Genomic DNA, 19276 nt, shown 5'->3' on the forward strand with positions numbered 1-19276 from the left:
GGTTACTGCATGCCCGCGATGCCCAGCGCCGACAGCACTTCGAGCGTCAGTCGCTTGCGTGGATGCGGGTCCACGGGCGCTTGTCCCGGCATCGCACCCGCCGCGGGGCCGATGCACGCCGGACAGCCATCCTCACACGGACACGACTCCAGCAGCCGGCGCGCACGGCTCAGCAGTTCGTCCCGCTGATCGTACAGCCGCGCCGCCAGCCCCACGCCGCCGGGCACGTTGTCGTACAGGAACACCGTCGGGTCGAAGCCCACGCCCCCTTCCTTGCGCGGCGGCCCCTCCGCGTCATCCCGGCTTCCAAGCGTCTTGCCGATATCCCGAGGGTCAATCATCAACCCCACGCACGCCACCGTGCGCAGCGCCGTCGTCAGGCCCCGAAGCGCGTCGATGACCGCCGGCCGCGGCGCGCGCATGGCACGCACCACCGTCTCCGGCACCGTCAGCCACAGCGCCGTGGTGTGCATCTGCATCTCCGGCAGCGCCACGTCGCCGTAACCGACGTTCTCATGCGTGTGGTACTTGATCTTCTTGTACCCCACGACCTTCTCGATGACGCTCACCTCGCCCATGCCCGCCTGGAGGTCCGGGCCCATGGGGGCGGCCTGGTCCTCCTGGATGACGTGCACGCGCACGTAGGTCATCGCGTCGGTGAAGTAGTCCGGCGCCACCTTCCGCACGAAGGCCTTGTGGTTCTCGTAGTCGAAGCGCTCGACCTGATACTGCTCGGCCTCGTGTTGGTAGATGGCCTGCTCGTGCAGCATCGTGTGCGCCGAACGGAAGTCCATCTCCGCCAGCGTCCGGTCCGTCCCCTTCTCGATGATGACCACGTTGTCCCAGCCCACGCTGCGCAGCGACACGTGGTTGGCCGGATACGCATCCGTGGACCAATGGAACACGCGCCGGCCCGCTTCGCCCACGGTGGGGTGCACCACCTCATGCTGCGCGAGGAACCCGAGCGCCTCCGTGGTGGACTCCGGCGGCACGTCCCCGAAGGGCTCCCCCTCCTCGAAGGGCAGCTCGAAGGACGCGCACTTGAGGTGCTGGACCAGGATCTCCACGTTGTCCGGGTCGATGCGCGCGTGCTCCACCGGCGAGCCCACGAGGTAGCGCGGGTCTCCGGCGAGGTACTGATCCAACGGCGCGCTCGACGTCACCAGCAGCGCCAGGCTCCCCTCACCGCGCCGCCCTGCCCGGCCGAACCGCTGCATCAGCGCCGCCACGGAACCCGGGTAGCCCGCGCACACCACCGCGTCCAGCGAGCCGATGTCGATGCCCAGCTCCAGCGCGTTGGTGGCCACCACGCACCGCACCTCACCCGCGCGCAGGGCCGCCTCCGTGGCGCGCCGCGTGCCCGGCAGGTAGCCACCGCGATAGCCCTGGATGAGGGCCGGGTCCAGATTCTCTTCCACGAAGCGGTCGCGGAGGTACTTGAGCATCACCTCGATGTTGTTGCGCGACTGTCCGAAGAGCAGCGTGGACACGCCCGCGCGCACCAGGTCCGCCGTCAGCCGCACCGCCGTCTTGAGGTAGCTGGCCCGGATGCCCAGCTCCGCGTTCACCACGGGCGGGTTGAACACCATGACGCGGCGCTCGCCGGAGGGCGCCCCGCTCTCCGACACCAGCGTCACGTCTCGCCCGAGCATCCGCCGCGCGTGGGCCTCCGGATTGCCAATGGTGGCCGACGCCGCGACGAACACCGGGTCCGCGCCGTGGAAGCGCGCCACGCGCTGGAGCCTGCGCAGCACGTTGGCCAGGTGTGAGCCGAAGACGCCCCGGTACGTGTGCAGCTCGTCGATGACGACGTAGCGCAGGTTGGAGAACAGGCGCGCCCAGCTCGCGTGATGCGGGAGGATGCCCGTGTGCAGCATGTCCGGGTTGGTGAGCAGCACGCCGCTGCGCTCCCGCGCGGCCCGGCGCGCATCCGCGGGCGTGTCCCCATCGAAGGTGATGGCGCCGTGGGACAGGCCCGCCTCGCGCATCAGCGCGCGCAGGGACTCTTCCTGGTCCCTGGACAGGGCCTTGGTGGGAAACAGGTACAGCGCGCGCGCCTGGGGCTCCCGCGCGAAGCGGTCCAGCAGCGGCAGGTTGTAACAGAGGCTCTTGCCAGAGGCGGTGGGCGTGGCGATGACCAGGCTCTGGCCCGCCCGAGCCAGCCGGTACGCCTCCGCCTGATGCGAGAAGAGCTGCTGGATGCCCCGCTTCTCCAGCGCCTCGTGCACCTGGGGCGCCACGTCCTCCGGAATGGGCGCGAAGACGCCGGCGCGCGCGGGGGTGGCCTCATCCAGGACGAAGCAGGAGCGAAGCTGCCGGTCCGCCCGCCACCCCTCCAGCACGGCGTCCAGCCCGCGAGGCGCGTTCCACGGCGTGCGACGGGCCCCTCCGAAAGCGCCCGGTTCCTTCTCTGGCTTCATGGGCCGGGCACTGTACAGACGTATACCGAGGCAAACAACGCGGGAGCGCGCCTCGTTGGTTTGACCTCCAGCTAAAACAAGCGGAGGCGGACGCGTGGGCGCTCCACTAGTGTGCCGCGCCGTGGCCCTCGCCATCTTCCTGTTCACCTACGTCTTCATCGCCGGTGCGCGGCTTCCGTACCTGCGGTTGGATCGCCCCGGGGGCGCGTTGCTGGGCGCCGTGCTGATGGTCGTCGCCGGCGTCGTCACGCCCGCCGAGGTCTTCAACCACAGCGCCGACGCGAACCAACACGCCATCGACGCGGACACCATCGTCCTCCTGCTGGGGATGATGTTGCTGGCCGCGTACATGTCCCAGGCCGCCTTCTTCCGGACCGCGGGCGCGTGGGCCGTGCGCAAGGCCCACACGCCCCGGCGGCTGCTGCTCGCCGTGACGTTCATCTCGGCCGCGATGTCCGCGGTCCTGGTGAATGACACCGTGTGTTTGATGCTCACGCCGCTGGTGCTGGCCACCGTGGACGACGCGCGCCTGCCGCCCGCCCCGTACCTGCTCGCGGTGTGCATGGGCAGCAACAGCGGCTCGGTGGCGACCTTCACCGGCAACCCGCAGAACATGCTCATCCAGGGTGCGTCCGGGCTGTCCTACGCCAGCTTCGCCGCGTACATGGCCCTGCCCGCCCTGCTCTCCACAGCGGTGGTCGCCGCCGGGCTCCTGTACCTCTTCCGGCACGACCTGCCGACGAAGCGCTTCGAGCCCAGGCCGCCGCCGCCTCCCGTGGACCAGGGCCTCATGGTGCTCACGCTGGTGGTGCTGGCCGGGGTCGTGGTGGCCTTCTTCGCCGGGCTGCCCATGAGCTGGAGCGCCCTGGCCGGAGCGGCCCTGGTCATGGCCCTGTCCCGGCGCGAGCCGCGCGAGGCGCTGGAGCGCGTGGACTGGGTGCTGCTGCTCTTCTTCGCCAGCCTGTTCGTCGTCGTCTACGGCGTGAACAAGCACGGCTGGGCCGAGGAGATCCGCGTCCTGTTCGCGCCCCTCATGGCGGGCCCGCCCCTGCGGGAGACGCTGGGCTTCGCGGGGCTGACGCTGGTGGCGTCCAACCTGTTCAGCAACGTGCCCTTCGTCATGCTGGCGCGGACGTGGGTGCCCACGCTGCACGACGTGGAGCTGGGCTGGCACGTGCTCGCGCTCGGCTCCACGCTGGCGGGCAACCTGACGCTGGTGGGCAGCGTGGCCAACCTCATCGTGTTCGAGGCCGCGCGCGGCAAGGTCAACATGACCTTCCTCCGCTTCCTCCGCGTGGGCCTCCCGGTGACGCTCGTCAGCTTCGTCGTGGGGTTGACGGTGCTCCTGGTGGAGCACGCGCTGTTCTGAAGAAGGCCGGGGGACTCAGGGGTCGGGGTCCGGCAGCTCGCCGGGCGCCAGCCCGTCCTCCGGAGGCTTCGTCGCCTCGGGGGCCGGGGCGCCCGCCTTGCCGGAAACCACGTCCGACTTCGCCGAGGAGGCCCGGGCCGGCGGGGCGCCGCCGCGGTCGGTGGGCGTCAGGTCCTTCACGAACAGCCGCGCCACGTCGTCCAGCATGGCCGTCATCGCCTCGCGGAAGAGCGACGGGTCCTTGCCCACCTTGAACGGGTCCAGGTGCGCCTTGCCCTCGGCGACATGGTCCATGGTGAACGGGCGGCGCCACACCTCCGTGCGCCCGTCCAGGGTGAACATGCGGCCATAGCCTCGCAGGTACGCGCCCGCGCGGCCGTCATCGCTGCGCATGCCGTAGTCCTCGATGACGAACTCGACGATGGTGTCCGCGCCCAGCGACGCCACCAGGTCGTAGTCCGGCGCGTTGGCCGGCACCTCCTCCACCAGGAAGCTCTCCAGCACCGAGGCCACCTGCGCGGGGTCCACCACGTGCGTCCACGGGAACTCACGCGGCAGCTGCGACAACGTGGTGACCCGGAGGCGCTCGGAGATTTCGAAGCGCGTGACGGCCTGGAGCAGCTTCACCGTCAGCCGCCGGTCCGCCTCCACCGGCTCCAGCTTCTTGAGCTTGTTCCGGTACGCGGAGTCCTCGCGGAACACGTGGCTCTTGGGGCCGGCCCCGTCCTTGATTCGGGAGATGAAGGCCGGACGCCGGACGCGGTCCAGGTCCGCGCCAGCCAGGCGCTGCGACGCACAGCCCGAAACCAGCAGCAGTGCGAGAAACGGCAGTATCCGTCGCGTCATGGAGGGACGGTTCTACCCCATTCCGTGCCCTCACGCTCCTCCCTGGCCTCCGGGGTGTTGGTGGGCCTCCGGTCGTGCCCGACTGACTGATATGCTTCACGGCCGTGAAACAGCCGCCTGTCACACCCTCTGTCTCGCTCCCTGGCCGCAAGCGCCGGCTTGGGGAGATTCTCATGGACGCCGGGCTCCTCTCGGAGACCCAGCTCCGCTCCGCCCTCGCCGAACAACGCAAATGGGGCGGCAAGCTGGGCCTCACCCTGGTGCAGATGGGGTTCGTGGACGAGAGCTCCATGGTCCACGCGCTGTCGCGGCAGCTCGCCATCCCCACGGTGGATTTGGAGCAGCACACGCCGTCCGCGGTGGTGCTGCAGGCGCTCCGGGTGGACATCGCCGAGCGCTACACCGTCTTCCCCATCGCCGCGGACCCGGCCGCGAAGACGCTCACCGTCGCCACCGCCGACCCCACCAACGTGGAGGCCTTCCAGGAGCTGGCCTTCCACTGCGGCCAGCGCCTGCAGGTGGTCGTCGCGAGCGCCTCGTCCATCGAGCGCGCCATCCGCCGCCACTACCACGGGGAGGTCACCTCCACGACGGCGACCCCGCTGTCCTTCGGCATGGACGAGCCCACCTTCGAGCTGGCGCCCCCCGTCGAGAGCGCGCCCCTGTCCCTGGCCGTGCGCGCGGTCTCCTCGGCGGCCCTGGCGCAGCCCGGCCGTGAGACGGAGCTCACCCAGCGCGTGGAGGAGCTGACGCAGCAGGTGGCGGGGCTGGAGCGGATGGTGGCCCAGCAGGCCCGCTCGCTGCGGGCCATGCTGGAGCTCCTGGAGACGCGCGGCCTGGTGACGCGAGACGACTACCTCGCCAAGGTCCGCTGACGTCAGACGAGGATGAGGTCTTCCTCGACGCCGGCCTCGGTCAGCACGCGCTGCGTGCGACGGAGCCGTTCGTCGCTCAGGTCGGAGATGAGGGCCAGGATCTGCGGGTGGCTGGAGATGAGCGCGTCGAAGTCGGCGCGCGGCAGCCGCAGCAGCGAGGTGTGCCGGGTGGCGGTGACGGTCGCCGTGGCGGGCGTCTTCTGGAGCAGGGAAATCTCTCCGAACACCTCCCCTTCCCGGAGCTGCGTCAGCAGGTGGCCGTCCTTGCGCACCTCGACCTCGCCGGACAACACCACGTAGAGGCCATCCGTCGGGTCGCCGTCGCGGATGATGACCGCGTCCCGTTCGACGTCACGGGAGCGGAAGCGCTCCACGAGCGCGCGCCGGTCCTTCCGCCCGAAGAGCCGGAACAGCTCCGACGTGTTCATGACGTTCGTCAGCATGCGCTGGCGGCAGAACTTCTTCAGGGCGAGGGCCACCTGCGGGTGGCTGCTCGACAGCTCGGCGAGCACCCCCGCGGAGATCTCCAGGAGCTGCGAGTCGTCGGACGCGGACTCCACGGAGGCCGTGCGAGCGGCGCCGGAGAGCAGGGCCATCTCCCCGAAGAAGGCGCCCCCTTCGAGCGTCGCGAGGTCCTGGCGCTGGCCGTCCTCCGTCCGGAAGACGCGCACCGCGCCCTCGCAGATGACGTAGAACGCGTCGCCGTGGCTGCCCTGGTCGATGATGCGCTCGCCCGGCCCGAAGCGGCGCAGCGGGCAGCGCTCGAACAGCTCGATGAAGGCGTCGCGAGGCAGGTCCGAGAAGAGCGGAATCGTGGGCAGCGCGTCCAGGGACGCCGCTTCGGGAGCGACCTCCTCCGTCAGGCTGTAGATCTCTTCCTCGAGGCCGTCGCTGATGGACGTGCCCCCCAGGCCTTGTCGACTCAAAGCCGCCTGCGCGGCCAGCTCCACCGCGTGCAACAGGGAGTCCGCCTCCAGCTCCAACTCCGTGAAGGAGGACGGGCTCGCCGCCGTCCGGAAGGAGGCGCCCAGCGCGGGTGACAAGTCATGGCCCGGGAGCGCGGTGGCGCCCGCGGGGACCGGCGCGTCGGCGCGGCGCGGCCGGAGTCCTGGAGGCGCGGAGGACACCGCGGCTTCAGGAGCGGCGTCCTCCTCTGTCTGCGTGGTGATGGGAGACGACAGGGCCTGCCAGCGGCCGCTGTTCGAGGCGGAACGTGGCGGAGCCTCCGGCTCGGGCGCGGTCGCGCGAGCCGCGCCCACGGCGGGCAGCCGCTGCGACGCACGCGGTGCCAGTCCTGGCGGCAAGGGGCTCGTCGCCGCACGCGCGCCTCCGGGCTGAACCGCGGGAATCCGGGTCGCGAGCGGCGGAGCGTCCGGTTCGGGGAGGGCCATCGCGTCGTCCACCCGCGCCTCCGCCACGACGGGCTCCACGTCCAACGTCACCTCCACGCCGGCGCTCCCCTCTTCCGGCGCCAGTCCCACCTCGACGGAGTGGACGACTTCCTCGGTGCCATGCGAGGACGCATCGGTGGACAGCACCAGCGCCGGAGGCAGCTCCGCGGACAGCTCCGCCGCGGGACCGCCGGCCGCCTCATCCTCACCCAAATCAATGGCGGCGACGGCCGCGCGCACCGCCTCGGGCAGGCGCGACGTCCCAGCAGGCTCGGCGGACGCCTTCACCGTCACGGACGACGCGTTGCTCATCGGGCCGCGGGCACGTGCGCCCATGGGCGTTCCCCGGCGCGCGTACAGGTCCGCGAGCATCTGCTGCACGCCGCGGTGCGCGGGGTCCAGCTCGAGGATGAGCTTGCTCGCGGCGATGGCGCGCGGAAGGAACCCCTCGCGCGCGAAGCCCTCCGCGGCGGATTGATACGCCGAGATGGCCCGGTCCCGCTGCCCCGCCTTCACCCAGGCATCCCCGGAGCGCAGGCGCGACTGATGGTCCTTGGGCTCGGCCCGGCAGTAGTCCTCGTAGAGCTCCGCCGCCTTGGAAAAGCGTCCCTTGGTGAAGGCCTCGGACGCCTTGTCCTTGAGCTTGCGCAGCTCCATCAGCGAGCGCCCTCCGACGCGGTGCTCTCGGACCCCGGTGCGGCGCCCGCGGCCTCACGCACCGTCCGGAAGTAGTCCACCTGGAGGGCCTCCAACTGGTCCGCATGCGCGGCGCTGCCCAGCTTCCGGAGCGACGAAGCCGCCGCGGCGCGAATCTCGGGCAGGTCGTGGAACAGGTCCTTGGCCACCGCGTCCGCCGCCTGTGCGTCGCCAATGCTCCCCAGCGCCAGCAGCACGTCGCGGCGGGCCACGCTGTTGGGCTCGTCCAGCGCCTTCACCAGCGTGGGCACCGCGTCCTTCGCCTGGAGCCGTCCCAGCAGGGCCGCCGCCAGCGCCGCTTCCGGTCCACCTTCGCGCACCACGGCCTGGAGCTGCGCGGAAGCGGAGCCCGGCACACCGCCGGCACGCGTGAGCGCATCCAGCACCAGCAGCTTCTCGCTCCCCATCTTCGGCAGCAGCTCGATGAGCGCGGCCTGCCCCGCCTCGCCGGCCTCCGCCAGCGCCTGGGCCAGGGCCTTCTGCAGGTCGCGGTCCGGCTCGACGAGCCCGGCCTTGGCCACGTTGACGCCCTCGGGGCCCAGCCGCGCCAGTCCCACCAGGGCCGCTACGCGCAGCGTGGCGCTGGAGTCCTGGGCGTAACCGGTGAGCAGCTCCAGCGCTCCGGGCGCCTTCAGCGTCCCCAACGCTTGCAGCAGCGTTGCCAGCGGGACCAGCCGCTCCGGCGCCACGTCGTCGTACAGCTCGGTGGGCACGCGGTGCCGCACCACGTCCCGTCCGGACTCACGCACCCGGGCGGCATTGAGCTCCTTCACGCGCTCCAGCAGGTCCGCGTGCCGCGACGGCCGGTCATCCTTCAGGCCGGGCGTCGACGGGGTGGGCGGCATGGTCGACGGGTCGAACCCCACGCCAAACTTCTCCGGGAGCGCTTGGGTCACCCAGTCGGCGCGCAGCGCTTCCAGGCCCTTGACCTCCTGCTCGTAGAGCTTCTGCAACGCGGGCACCACGGAGGCGTCTCCCACCTGCGCCACGGCCTCCACCGCGAGCAGGCGCAGCGTTGCGTCCGGATGGCTCAGCCACGGGACCACCTTGCCGAGCAGCGGCAGCGCCGCGGGTCCCAGCCCTTCCACGGCCTGGAGGCCACTGGCGGCCGTGGCCGGCCGTGCCAGCCGCTCACCAATGGGGTCCACCGGACAGCCGCCGCGCGTGCGCATGCTCCGGCCAGCGACGAGCGCCTCCGCCGGCGCGCCCTCCATGACGATGGCGCACAGCGAGGCATCGGTCTGCGGCGTCCGGGGGAAGGACACGATGGCTTCGATGGCCAGCGGGCTGACGACGCTCTTCTCCACCGCCACCATCTGGAGGCGCTGCGTGGCCACCGGATCCCGGAGCTTCATCAGCGCGTGGATGGCGGACTCGCGCAGCTCGGGGAAGTTCTCTTCCAGCAGCAGCGTGATGGGGCCCACCGCGCGCTTGTCCCCGGCGTCACCCAGCCCCCGCACGGCGGCGGCGGCGAGGATGACCTGGCTGTCGCGAACCAGGGGCAGCAGCCGGTTGACGGCGTCGGGACGGCCGCTCTTGCCCAGTTCCTCGGCGGCGCCCACGCGCTCGGGCAGCGCGCCTTCGGTCAACGCGAGCTGGTTGCGGTCCCACTGCGTGCGGGCCTCGGCGGCGACCACCTCCGCCATGGCGCCCGGAACGTTGGCGTTCTTCAGGGCCTGGACGATGACCTGCCGCGTGGCTCGGCCCCGCCGTCCGTACTGGAGCGTGAGGTACGCCTTGGCCTTTTCGTTGTTCACCTTGGACAGCGCCATGGCGGCGCGGCCCTGGACCTCTTCGTCCTGGTCCTCGAGCAATTCGCCCAGGAGGTCCACGACGCGGGCGTCCTGGCTCTCCCCCAGCGCCACGGCGGCTTCGGCCCGGACGATGGCGGCGAAGTCCTTCGCCGCGCGAGTGAAGAGGACCAGGTCATCCGGGTTGCCCTGCCCGGCCAGCTTCTTCACCGCGAGCGCGCGGACCTCTGGACGAGGACTCTGGAGGTCCGCGAGAAGCTGGTCCCTGCTGCCGTTGCAGCCGAGGAGCAGGGCAAGTGCGAGAATGAGGGGGCGTGCGCCGGTTCGCATCGGTCTCCGGTGAGGGAAACGGTGTAGGAGTCGGCGCCGGTTATATCAATCCCCCTCGATTCCCGCCCAATCCACCGCGTCAGTTATCAACGCGGACGGCGAGGACCCCGGGGAGGCGGCCGACCCGCGCCGCCTCGGGGAGGCGGCCGGCCCGCGCCGCCTCGGGGACGATCATTGCTCCAGCTGGGGGCGCTTGACCGCTCCTTCTTCTTGCCCCAGTCCTGGAATCCGCCGGACTTCTCGGCGGGAGGACCCTTGCGAGCCCCGGCCCGGACGACGCGTTCACGGGGATTCCCGCTTTCGTCGGTGGGCGTCCAGGTGGAGCGGGCGGGGCGTCCGCCCTCGGAGCCCTCACGGCGAGGGCCGCCCCGGCCACGCGGCGCATCTGCCCCTTCAGCGCGAGGCTTCCACTCACGGCGCTCCGGGCGACCAGCACCCGCGGCTCCGGAACGGGGCGAGTACGGACGGCCTTCACCCCGTGGAGCCCGGCCAGCGCCACCGCCAGCCCCCCACGTCTTGCGCTCCGGACGGCCTTCGCCACCCGCGCGCGGTGCGCGAGTACGAGGCGCGGCGTCTCCGCCCGAGCTCCAGTCGCGGCGCTCGGGACGGCCCGTGCCACGGCTCTTGGGGGCACCGCCCTCGGCACCACCGAAGGACCGGCCTGGGCCACGGCCACGCGGCGGGCCTGCCTTGTCACCGCCGAAGGAACGGCCACGCGGCGGGCCTGCCTTGTCACCGCCGAAGGAACGACGCGCGGGTTTGGCGTCGTCACCACCGAAGGAACGACGCGCGGGCCTGGCGTCGTCACCACCGAAGGAACGACGCGCGGGCCTGGCGTCGTCACCACCGAAGGAACGACGCGCGGGCCTGGCGTCGTCACCACCGAAGGAGCGGCGAGCGGGCTTGGTGTCGTCACCACCGAAGGAGCGACGTGCGGGCTTGGCGTCGTCACCGCCGAAGGAGCGGCCGCGCGGCGCGCTTGCCTTGTCACCACCGAAGGAGCGACGCGCGGGCTTGGCGTCGTCACCACCGAACGAGCGGCGAGCGGGCTTGGCGTCGTCACCACCGAACGAGCGGCGAGCGGGCTTGGTGTCGTCACCACCGAACGAGCGGCGAGCGGGCTTGGTGTCGTCACCACCGAACGAGCGGCGAGCGGGCTTGGTGTCGTCACCACCGAAGGACCGACGCGCGGGCTTGGCGTCGTCACCACCGAAGGAACGACGCGCGGGCTTGGTGTCATCACCGCCGAACGAGCGGCGCGCGGGCTTCGCGTCGTCACCACCGAAGGAACGACGCGCGGGCTTGGCGTCATCACCACCGAACGAGCGGCGAGCAGGCTTGGTGTCGTCACCACCGAACGAGCGGCGAGCGGGCTTGGTGTCGTCACCACCGAAGGAGCGACGCGCGGGCTTGGCGTCGTCACCACCGAAGGAGCGGCCACGCGGCGCGCCTGCCTTGTCACCACCGAACGAACGGCGCGCGGGCTTGTCCTCATCACCACCGAACGAGCGGCGAGCGGGCTTGCCTTCGGCCGACGCCCCCTGGGTCCGTCCGAAACGCGCCAGGCCCGAACCACCCACCGTCGCGGTCTTGGCCGCACGGGCCGGCGCCTTGCGCGCGGGCTTGGCGGCCACGGGCGCATCGTCATCCATGGACAGCTCCGCCTCGTCGTCCGAGTCGAAGCCCGGAGCCGCGCGGCCATGCCGGCGCGGAGGCAGCTTCAGCTCACCCGTCGGCGGCACGCTCTTGCCATCCGACACCGAGTGCAGCAGCTCCACCTCGCTCGTCTTGAGCGGGCGCAGCTGGCCGGGGCGCAGACCTTCCACACCCACGCCGGCGTAGGACGGACGGAACAGCCGCACCACCGGGTGCCCCACCGCGGCGCACAGCCGCTTGATGAGGTGCGGGCGCCCTTCCGCCACGACAATCTTCAGCCAGGTGTTCCGCTCCGCGGCCTCGAACACGCCCACCGACACCGGCGTGGCCATGCCGTCCTCGAGCCGCACGCCGCCGCGCAGCTTGTCCAGCGTGGCCACGTCCGGCTCGCCCTTCACCTTCGCCAGGTACATGCGCGGCACCTGGAAGCTGGGGTGCGTCAGCTTGTGCGCCAGCGCCCCATCATCCGTGAACAGCAGCGCGCCCTCGGCGTCGTAGTCCAGGCGTCCCACCGGGAACAGGCGCTTGCCCACCTCTTCCACGTAGTTGGCCACCGTGGGCCGGCCCTGCGGATCCGACAGCGTCGTCACGACGCCCACGGGCTTGTAGAGCAGGAAGTAGGAGGATTCATCCGGAGGCGTGACCAGCGTCCCGTCCACCGTCACCAGGTCCGTGCCGGGCTCCACCCGGCTGCCCAGCTCCGTCACCGTCTTGTTGTTCACCGCGACGCGGCCCGCGGTAATCAGCTCTTCTGCATGCCGGCGCGAAGCAACTCCCGCGCGGGCCAGGTACTTCTGTAGTCGTTCGGCCGCCATACCATCCTTCTTCCATGCTGCCCGTCACTCGGGCTTGGGCCCCGTCGTATCACCCGTCTCGGGTTTCGGGGGCGTCGTGTCCAGGACGCTGGAGCTGACCTTGTGTGTCCGGTCCGCGGCCGCCATGGCCTCCTCCAGGTCCTCCAGCGCGGCTTCACTGGCCGCCGCGCTCTTTTCCATCCGCTTCGTGAATGCCGGGTCCGACAGCGCTTCCACTGTCCCCGTCGCCGGGGGCGCCGGCGTGTCTTCCTTCTCGACGATCTCCCGGTGCTCCTGCGTCAGCTCGTGGAACTCACGCAGCGTGGGCAGGGCAGACAGGTCCTTCAGGGCGAAGAACTCCAGGAACTCACGGGACGTTCCATAGAGGATGGGCCGGCCCACCTCTTCGCGCTTGCCCAGGATCTTCACCAGCTTGCGGTCCATCAACGCCTTGATGACCGCGCCGCAGTCCACGCCGCGGATGTCCTCGATTTCCGGCCGCGTCACCGGCTGCCGGTACGCGATGATGGCCAGCGTCTCCACCGCCGCCCGGGTCAGCCGCTGTGGCTTCACCCGCAGGTAACGCCGGACATACTCACCCGAATGCGGGTCCGTCCGGAACTGCCACCCGCCCGCCACCTCATACAGCACGATGCCGCTGATGCCGTCGCGGTGGATGCCGGAGAGCTGGTTGAGGGCCTCGGCGATGAGCTCCCGCTCGATGCCGGTGGCCAGGTACAGCTCGTCCACCGACAGCGGCCGCTCCGCCACGAAGAGCACGCTCTCGATGACGGTGCGGATGCGGTCCGTGGACAGCTTGCGGCTCTTGGAGAGGAGCTTCTCGAACGACGACTCCAGGTCCGGAGGCGCCTCGTCCGAGTCCTCCTCGATGGAGGCCGGCTCCAGCTCGTCCAGCTCGTCCGCCGGGCCGGGGCCCGTGACAGCGGCGATTTCCTCTTCGGAGAACGGGCCGGGGCCGCCGGGCGTGCCCGGTTCGGGAGTCTCGTCCTGGGGTCCGTTGCTACCGGTAGTCACTGTCGTCGACCTCCGTGGGAGCCAGCTTCTCCAGCGCGTCCCCGTTGGGCAGCAGCAGGATGGGCCCCATCGGCTCGTCCTGCACCACCCGGATGAGCCGCCGCTTCACCATCTCCAGGATGGCCAGGAAGGTGATGACCACCTCCTGTCGCGACGGGGTGTCCTCTTCCGTGAACAAGCTTTCGAACAGAACCTGTCCATGGGGGCGCAGACGCTCTACTACGCGGAGGATGGCCTCGGACAGCGTCACGCGCTCCCGGACCACCTCGTGCTGCAGTTTGGGCTGCAACCGCTCCAGCACCCGGTCGAGCGCCTCCACCAGCTTGAGGACGCTGAACTCCTGGAGCCCCACTTCCTCTTCCGGGATGGGCACCGCCTCCACCGGGACGTTGCGGGCGAAGACGTCGCGGCCGAGCAGGTCCTGCGTGGCGAGCTGCTCGGCGGCGTCCTTGTACTTCTGGTACTCCAGCAGGCGCCGCACCAACTCCGCGCGCGGGTCTTCGGTCTCCTCGGCGACCGCGAGCACCTCCGCCCCCTCCTGCGCCGCGACGGCGTCCTGCCGGGGCAGCAGCATGCGGCTCTTGAGGTGCGCCAGCGTGGAGGCCATCACCAGGAACTCCCCGGCGATGTCGAGGTTGATCTCCCGCATCCGCTCCAGGTGCTCGAGGTACTTCTCCGTGATCAGCGCCAGCGGAATGTCGAAGATGTCGACCCGATGCTCCTTGATGAGATGGAGCAGCAGGTCCAGCGGACCTTCGAAGTTGGGCAGCGCGATGCGGAAGTTGTCGCCAGGACTCCGCGGCAACTCCCCTTCACGAAGGGCCTCATCGGCCGGCGAGCGACGTTCCTCACTCACCGGATGTCCTGGGTGGCGTCAACGGGATGGGTGGGGGCGCGTCATCGCGTAAGGGCCCGACTTTCTTAGGCAGCGGGCACGAGCCTGGAGGACACACACCCATACCAGTGCCCCCCAGGTGGGTCAAACAATCGGCAGTGAAAGCCCGTTCAGGCACACCGACTCATGGGATTCCCACGGCCTTGCGGACCTGGTCCATCAGCCGGGTCGCCTCGGCCCGGGCCCGGCTGGCGCCGTCCTGGAGGATGCGCTCCACCTCACCCGGGTCGGCCGCCAGCTCGGCGTACCGCTGACGGGCCGGGCCAAAGGTCGCGTGGTAGGCCTCCAGGAGCTTCTTCTTGTAGTCGCCGTAGCCCTTCCCGCCCGCCTTCCAGGTGGCGTCCACCTCGGCGAACTCGGACTCGGGCAGCATCAGCTTCAGCAAGTCGTAGAGCGGGCTGTCCACCGTGGGCTTGGGCGCGTCCACCGGCGTCGAGTCCGTCTTGATGGACATGATGCGCTTCTTGATTTCCTTCTCGTCCCCGAAGAGCTCGATGGTGTTCCCGTAGGACTTGGACATCTTCTGTCCGTCGACGCCGGGCACCGTCTGGGTGGCCTCCTGGATGCGTGCCGAGGGCAGCTTGAGGATGCCGGGCGCGTGGCCCCGCTCCTTGCCCTCCGGGTCCGCCGGGTCGTAGCCGGGCACGTACTGGGTGTTGAACTTCACCGCCCAGTCGCGCGCGAACTCGATGTGCTGAATCTGGTCCTTGCCCACCGGGACGAAGTCCGCGCTGTAGAGCAGGATGTCGGCGGCCATCAGCACCGGGTAGGCGAAGAGGCCGAAGTCCGGGCTGATGCCCTTGGCCACCTTGTCCTTGTAGCTGTGGGCCCGCTCCAGGTGCGCGTGCGGCGTCACCGTGCCCAGAATCCAGTACAGCTCCAGCACCTCGCGCACGTCGCTCTGCCGGAAGAGCACCGCCTTCTTCGGATCCAACCCCAGCGACAGGTAGGCCATGGCGGCCTCGCGCGCCAGCGCCAGCGCGGCCTTGGGCTCCCGCACGGTGGTGAGCGCGTGCAGGTTGGCGATGAAGTAGTACCCCTCGCCCTCGTCCTGGAGCTGCACGAACTGGCGGAGCGCGCCGTAGTAGTTGCCGATGTGCAGCCGGCCGGACGACTGAACGCCTGAGAGAATCCGCATATGGGTGTGAACCTGGAATCGGGAATCGACAGGGCTCGTTCGCACACCCGGCGCGGCCCTGCAACCGTCCGTTGCCCGTGTCACGACGCTGTCCAGGAATCGAAGTCAAGACGGACTCTCCCTGGAACTTTGCGTCCCACCAGGAAATCACGAGCAAATCCAAGCACTTGCAATTGAATAACGACGGGGTGCACCGGTACCCTGGGGGTGCCTCACGCGGGCCCACCCACCTTGGAGGAAGCACCTGCATGGAGCCATTCAACGGAAGTCTCGCCAGCTATCGCTTGCAGTTGGTGATGCCGCCGCTGTTCAGCGCGCCCGGGGTTGAAGGGGTGCTGCGGGTGGAGCGCGGCGCGGTGCGGCGCTGCTTCCACGTCAAGGACGGCTACCTGGTGGGCGAGAGCTCGAACGACCCGCGCGAGCACCTGGCGCAGGTCCTGGTGAACCTCCGCATCCTGGACGCGCCCCGCGCCGCGGCGGCCTTCGAGGCGGCCGAGGGCGCGCGCATGCCCTACGGCACCTTCCTGGTCCAGCGCTGCTTCGTGGAGCTGCCCCGCCTCATCGAGGCCCTGGAGCACAAGGCGCGTGAGTCCCTCTTCGACTGCTACGCCTGGGAGTCTGGCGAGGTGGAGTTCACCCCCGGCCTGCCACCCGCGACCCGGGCGATTGGGCTCAAGCTGTCGCTGTCCACCCTGCACCGCGACGCGGTGACGCGGCAGCGCGAGTGGTCCATGTTCCGCGACATCTTCCCCCGCATGGACGCGACGTTCCGCGTCTTCCGAGAGTTCGCCGTGGAGACGTACTCGGAGGAGGAGGACGTCCTGTTGGACCTGGCGGCGAGCGGCGCCACGCTGGGAGAGATGCTGGCCAGCGCCCGGGAGGCCCCGCTCTTCGCCGCGCGCTGGGTGCTGCACCTGTACCGGCGAGGTGCCCTGGCCCCGCGCAAGGCCGGAGGCCCCCGGCTGGGCAAGGCCGCCGAGTTGGAGGAGCTGCTCGCCCTGGTGAAGCGCTTCCTGGAAGCCGGCCAGTATGACCATGCCGTCGCCCTGGCCGCGCAAATCCTGGAGCGAGGCCCCGTCCCCGAGGCCCACGCTTTGTACCGCGAGGCGGAGATTCGCCTGACGCTGGCGCTCAGTGACGAGCTCTTCGCGCTGGACGGGCGCCTGGTCTTCGAGCCGATTCCGCGCCCCACCCCGCCCGACCTGACGGCGGATGACCTGTACCTGTATTCGAAGCTGCGCGGCAGCCGGAGCATCCGGCAGGCCCTGCGCACGGCGGCCATGGGTGAGCTGGCGGCGTCCCGCTCCGTGCACCGGCTGATGGCCTCCGGGCTGATTCGCGTGGCCCCGCTGCCGGGGAGCGAGCCCCGGCGGGCGCACACGGACCCGTTCGGCCTCCCCATCCACAGCGTGGGGAGCTGAGCGCCCGGGCCGCCCCCTACCGCGCGGCGGCACGCGGCTTCTTCGCCTTGGGGACGAAGACGTCGCTGCGCGGGTGGAACTCGTCGTACACGGACCGCAGCCGGGCCGCGTTCACGTGGGTATAGATTTGCGTCGTGGCGAGGTCCGCGTGCCCCAGCATCTGCTGGACGGCGCGCAGGTCCGCGCCGCGCTCCACCAGATGCGTGGCGAACGAGTGCCGCAGCTTGTGCGGCGACAGCGGCTTCGCGATGCCCGCCTTCAGCGCGTACCGCTTGAGCAGCTTCCAGAAGCCCTGCCGGGTGAAGCCAGAACCTCGCGGCGTGACGAACAACGCCTGGGACTTGCGCCGCCCCAGCACCACGGGCCGGGACTGCGTCAGGTACGCCTGGACCTTCTCGATGGCCACGCTCCCCAGCGGGACGAGCCGCTCCTTGGCGCCCTTGCCCTTCGCCACCAGATAGCCGGCGGTGAGCTGCACGTCGTTGATGCCCAGCCCGCACAGCTCGCTCACGCGCAGGCCGGTGGCGTACAGCACCTCCAGCATGGCCTTGTCCCGCACGCCCGTGGACGTGCGCTCGTCCGGGGCCGCCAGGAGCTGCTCCACCTCTTCCAGGGTGAGGAACGACGGCAGCTTCCGGGGGGAGCGGGGCGTGTCCAGGTCCTCCGTCGGGTCCTTGTCCGCCATGCGCTCGGCGACGAGGAACCGGTGGAAGCCGCGCAGGGCCGCCAGGTGCCGGGCCTGGCTGCGCTTGCCCACGCCCCGCTTGCCCAGCGCGGCCAGGTGCGCGGACACGTCCTCCTGCCGCGCCCGCGTCACGTCGGAGACGCCTCGGGCGCGCAGGTCCTCGAAGTAGACGTTGATGTCGGCGGCGTAGGCGTCCACCGTCTTGCCAGACAGTCCGCGCTCCGCGCGGATGAAGGCGATGAACGCGTCGAGCATTCCTTCCATCGCCGCGCAGGCTACCGGAGCCGCGCGGCGAGGCAACTCAGCGGCTCAAGCCCGGGGCTCCCCTGCCCGCTCCGGCGACGCCGACTCCAGCGCCTGCACCACCCACGGCCACCCCACCACGATGTTGCCCGGAGAGCGCAGGCAGGCATCCGCCACCGCCAGCACCTCCGCCGGCCGCGAGCGCACCGCCAGCGCCAGATGCCGTCCCAGGAAGGGATGCGGCAGATAGCTGAGGTTGTGGTGACGCACCGGCACCCAGCCCAAGGTGGGCCGCCCCGTCCAGCGCTCCACGGCATACGCCACCGCCGACGCCAGCACCTCCAGCGCGTACAGCGGGAGCCGGAACGCGCTCACCAGGAAGGCCACCAGCGCGCTGGCCGCCACCGCGCCGGCGTAGGACGCATTCGTCGTCCCCGTCCAGAGCAGCATCGGCGTCAGGCTGGCCAGGATGGCCGCCATCTGGACCCTCGCAACGGTGGGGCCTCGGCCAATGGCGATGCCGCTGATGCTCCCACACGCCAGCCCGGCCACTCCGCCCAGACACATCCCCACCACCATGCCCGCCACCCCACCCAGCTCCGGCCCGAAGGCATCCGCGGCCGTGGCGTGCAGCCCCAGCAACGTGGCCAGGCTGGACAGCGAGCCCAGCAGGACACCCGCGGCCAGCCCCAGCACCTGCGCCACCACCAGCCCCACCGCCGAGCAGCACAGCGCCGACAGCACCCAGCCTCGCTCCAGCGGCAGGCCCGCCATCAGCAGCGCGAGGCCCAACACCTCCGTCACCACCGGCGCGGTGACGAGCAGCAGCAGCAGCATGCGCCGGACATAGACGGCCGTGGCCCGGTCTCCGCCCTCTGGCTGCTCGCGACACAACGTCCCCAGCCGGGCCCCCGGAACGCGGATGCCCGCGGCTCGCAGCCGGAAGTGCAGGTCCACCGGTCGGAAGAGGAGCAACAGTAACAATTTCAGCAGCCCTGGAACCTGCTCCGGTGCATCCACGGAGCTCGGCCGTGTTCCCCCCTGTGCCAAGAAATCCCCCTTTTCTCGGGTTCTAGTCCTCCAGCCTACCCTTCCCTTGCCGGAGGATTTCAAGTGAATCGCCGATGAGTGAAATCACGGTCGACGGTTCATTGAGCGTCACACCCCCGTCAAGGATGAGGTCCAGGCCGTGGCCCAGCGCGTCCTTGATGTCCCTGGCGTCCGTGAGGGGCTCACCCTCCGTGTTGGTCGCGGAGGTCGTCACCAGGGGGCGGCCCAGGGCCCGGGCCAGCTCTCGGACGAGCGACGCGTCAGGCACCCGGATGCCCACCTGCTTCTGCTTGGACATCATCAGGTCCGGCACCAGGCGCGTCGCTTCCAGGATGAAGGTGAACGCACCCGGAGTGAGGCCCTTCATGGCCCGGTACGCGAAGTTGCTTACATGCGCATAGCGGGCCACGTCCGACAGGTCGGGGCAGAGGAAGGACAGGGGCTTCTTCTTGTCGCGGCCCTTGAGCTGGTACAGCCGTTCAATGCCCTTCTTGGAGCTCAAGTCACAGCCGAGCCCGAAGTAGGTGTCCGTCGGGTAGGCCAGCAGGCCGCCGCGCTCCAGCACCTCCACCGCGCGTTGGATGTGGCGGGGTGAGGGGTGCTCCATGTCCACCTCGAGGATGGGTGCGGCCATGATGTCCTCCGTGCCTCCCGTGGCTGCTGCTGAAGGTGTGGATGCCT

14 protein-coding genes are annotated in these 19276 nt (G+C 70.5%); 3 read left to right on the forward strand and 11 right to left on the reverse strand.

All coding sequences use genetic code 11. The features are described 5' to 3' along the window. Positions 1–2: 2 nt before the first annotated feature. Entirely contained in the window at positions 3–2420 is a 2418-nt protein-coding gene (locus tag KGD87_RS08460; protein WP_284666955.1) for a DEAD/DEAH box helicase, read from the reverse strand. Between the two features lie 121 nt (positions 2421–2541). Between KGD87_RS08460 and KGD87_RS08465 the strand changes: the two genes are divergently transcribed. Next, entirely contained in the window at positions 2542–3789 is a 1248-nt protein-coding gene (locus tag KGD87_RS08465; protein WP_284668601.1) for an ArsB/NhaD family transporter, read from the forward strand. A 15-nt stretch (positions 3790–3804) separates the two neighbouring features. Here KGD87_RS08465 and KGD87_RS08470 read toward each other — a convergent pair whose 3' ends face one another. Continuing rightward, positions 3805–4635 carry a hypothetical protein gene (locus tag KGD87_RS08470; RefSeq protein ID WP_284666956.1) on the reverse strand — a complete coding sequence of 277 codons (831 nt, stop codon included), beginning with the start codon at positions 4633–4635 and terminating at the stop codon, positions 3805–3807. A 104-nt stretch (positions 4636–4739) separates the two neighbouring features. Between KGD87_RS08470 and KGD87_RS08475 the strand changes: the two genes are divergently transcribed. Then, a complete protein-coding gene (locus KGD87_RS08475) occupies positions 4740–5510 on the forward strand; it encodes a GspE/PulE/PilB domain-containing protein (protein WP_502888010.1) in 771 nt (256 codons plus the stop codon). 2 nt (positions 5511–5512) lie between these two features. Here the strand turns inward: KGD87_RS08475 and KGD87_RS08480 are convergent, their stop codons facing one another. From KGD87_RS08480 to trpS, 6 genes are all read right to left on the reverse strand, one after another. After that, positions 5513–7558, reverse strand: coding sequence for a cyclic nucleotide-binding domain-containing protein (locus KGD87_RS08480; protein WP_284666958.1), 2046 nt, complete (start codon positions 7556–7558; stop codon positions 5513–5515). Continuing rightward, positions 7558–9678 (reverse strand): HEAT repeat domain-containing protein, encoded by a 2121-nt coding sequence (locus tag KGD87_RS08485; RefSeq protein WP_284666959.1) that lies wholly within the window; start codon positions 9676–9678, stop codon positions 7558–7560. Before KGD87_RS08485 ends, KGD87_RS08480 begins: the two co-directional genes overlap by 1 nt. Before the next feature lie 86 nt (positions 9679–9764). Further along, a complete protein-coding gene (locus KGD87_RS08490; protein ID WP_284666960.1) occupies positions 9765–12149 on the reverse strand; it encodes a pseudouridine synthase in 2385 nt (794 codons plus the stop codon). Positions 12150–12173: 24 nt separating this feature from the next. Continuing rightward, positions 12174–13163 carry an SMC-Scp complex subunit ScpB gene (scpB, locus tag KGD87_RS08495; RefSeq protein WP_163780654.1) on the reverse strand — a complete coding sequence of 330 codons (990 nt, stop codon included), beginning with the start codon at positions 13161–13163 and terminating at the stop codon, positions 12174–12176. Next, the gene (locus KGD87_RS08500) at positions 13150–14019 is read right to left on the reverse strand and encodes a segregation and condensation protein A (protein WP_163780651.1); all 870 of its coding nucleotides are present in this window, start codon (positions 14017–14019) and stop codon (positions 13150–13152) included. The genes scpB and KGD87_RS08500 overlap by 14 nt, the downstream gene beginning before the upstream one ends. A gap of 163 nt (positions 14020–14182) precedes the next feature. Further along, entirely contained in the window at positions 14183–15196 is a 1014-nt protein-coding gene (gene trpS / locus KGD87_RS08505; protein ID WP_284666961.1) for a tryptophan--tRNA ligase, read from the reverse strand. Positions 15197–15444: 248 nt separating this feature from the next. Between trpS and KGD87_RS08510 the strand changes: the two genes are divergently transcribed. Next, entirely contained in the window at positions 15445–16617 is a 1173-nt protein-coding gene (locus KGD87_RS08510) for a DUF4388 domain-containing protein (protein ID WP_284666962.1), read from the forward strand. A gap of 16 nt (positions 16618–16633) precedes the next feature. Here KGD87_RS08510 and xerD read toward each other — a convergent pair whose 3' ends face one another. From xerD to KGD87_RS08525, 3 genes are read right to left on the reverse strand one after another with little or no spacing between them, the layout of a single operon-like run. Continuing rightward, positions 16634–17566, reverse strand: a complete 933-nt coding sequence (xerD, locus tag KGD87_RS08515) for a site-specific tyrosine recombinase XerD (protein WP_284666963.1) — start codon at positions 17564–17566, stop codon at positions 16634–16636. 45 nt (positions 17567–17611) lie between these two features. Further along, positions 17612–18595 carry a hypothetical protein gene (locus KGD87_RS08520; protein ID WP_284666964.1) on the reverse strand — a complete coding sequence of 328 codons (984 nt, stop codon included), beginning with the start codon at positions 18593–18595 and terminating at the stop codon, positions 17612–17614. A gap of 22 nt (positions 18596–18617) precedes the next feature. Beyond that, positions 18618–19229 (reverse strand): L-threonylcarbamoyladenylate synthase, encoded by a 612-nt coding sequence (locus KGD87_RS08525; protein WP_284666965.1) that lies wholly within the window; start codon positions 19227–19229, stop codon positions 18618–18620. Positions 19230–19276: the final 47 nt, after the last annotated feature.

This window comes from Myxococcus sp. SDU36, assembly GCF_030168875.1.
GTDB classification, from domain to species: domain Bacteria; phylum Myxococcota; class Myxococcia; order Myxococcales; family Myxococcaceae; genus Myxococcus; species Myxococcus vastator.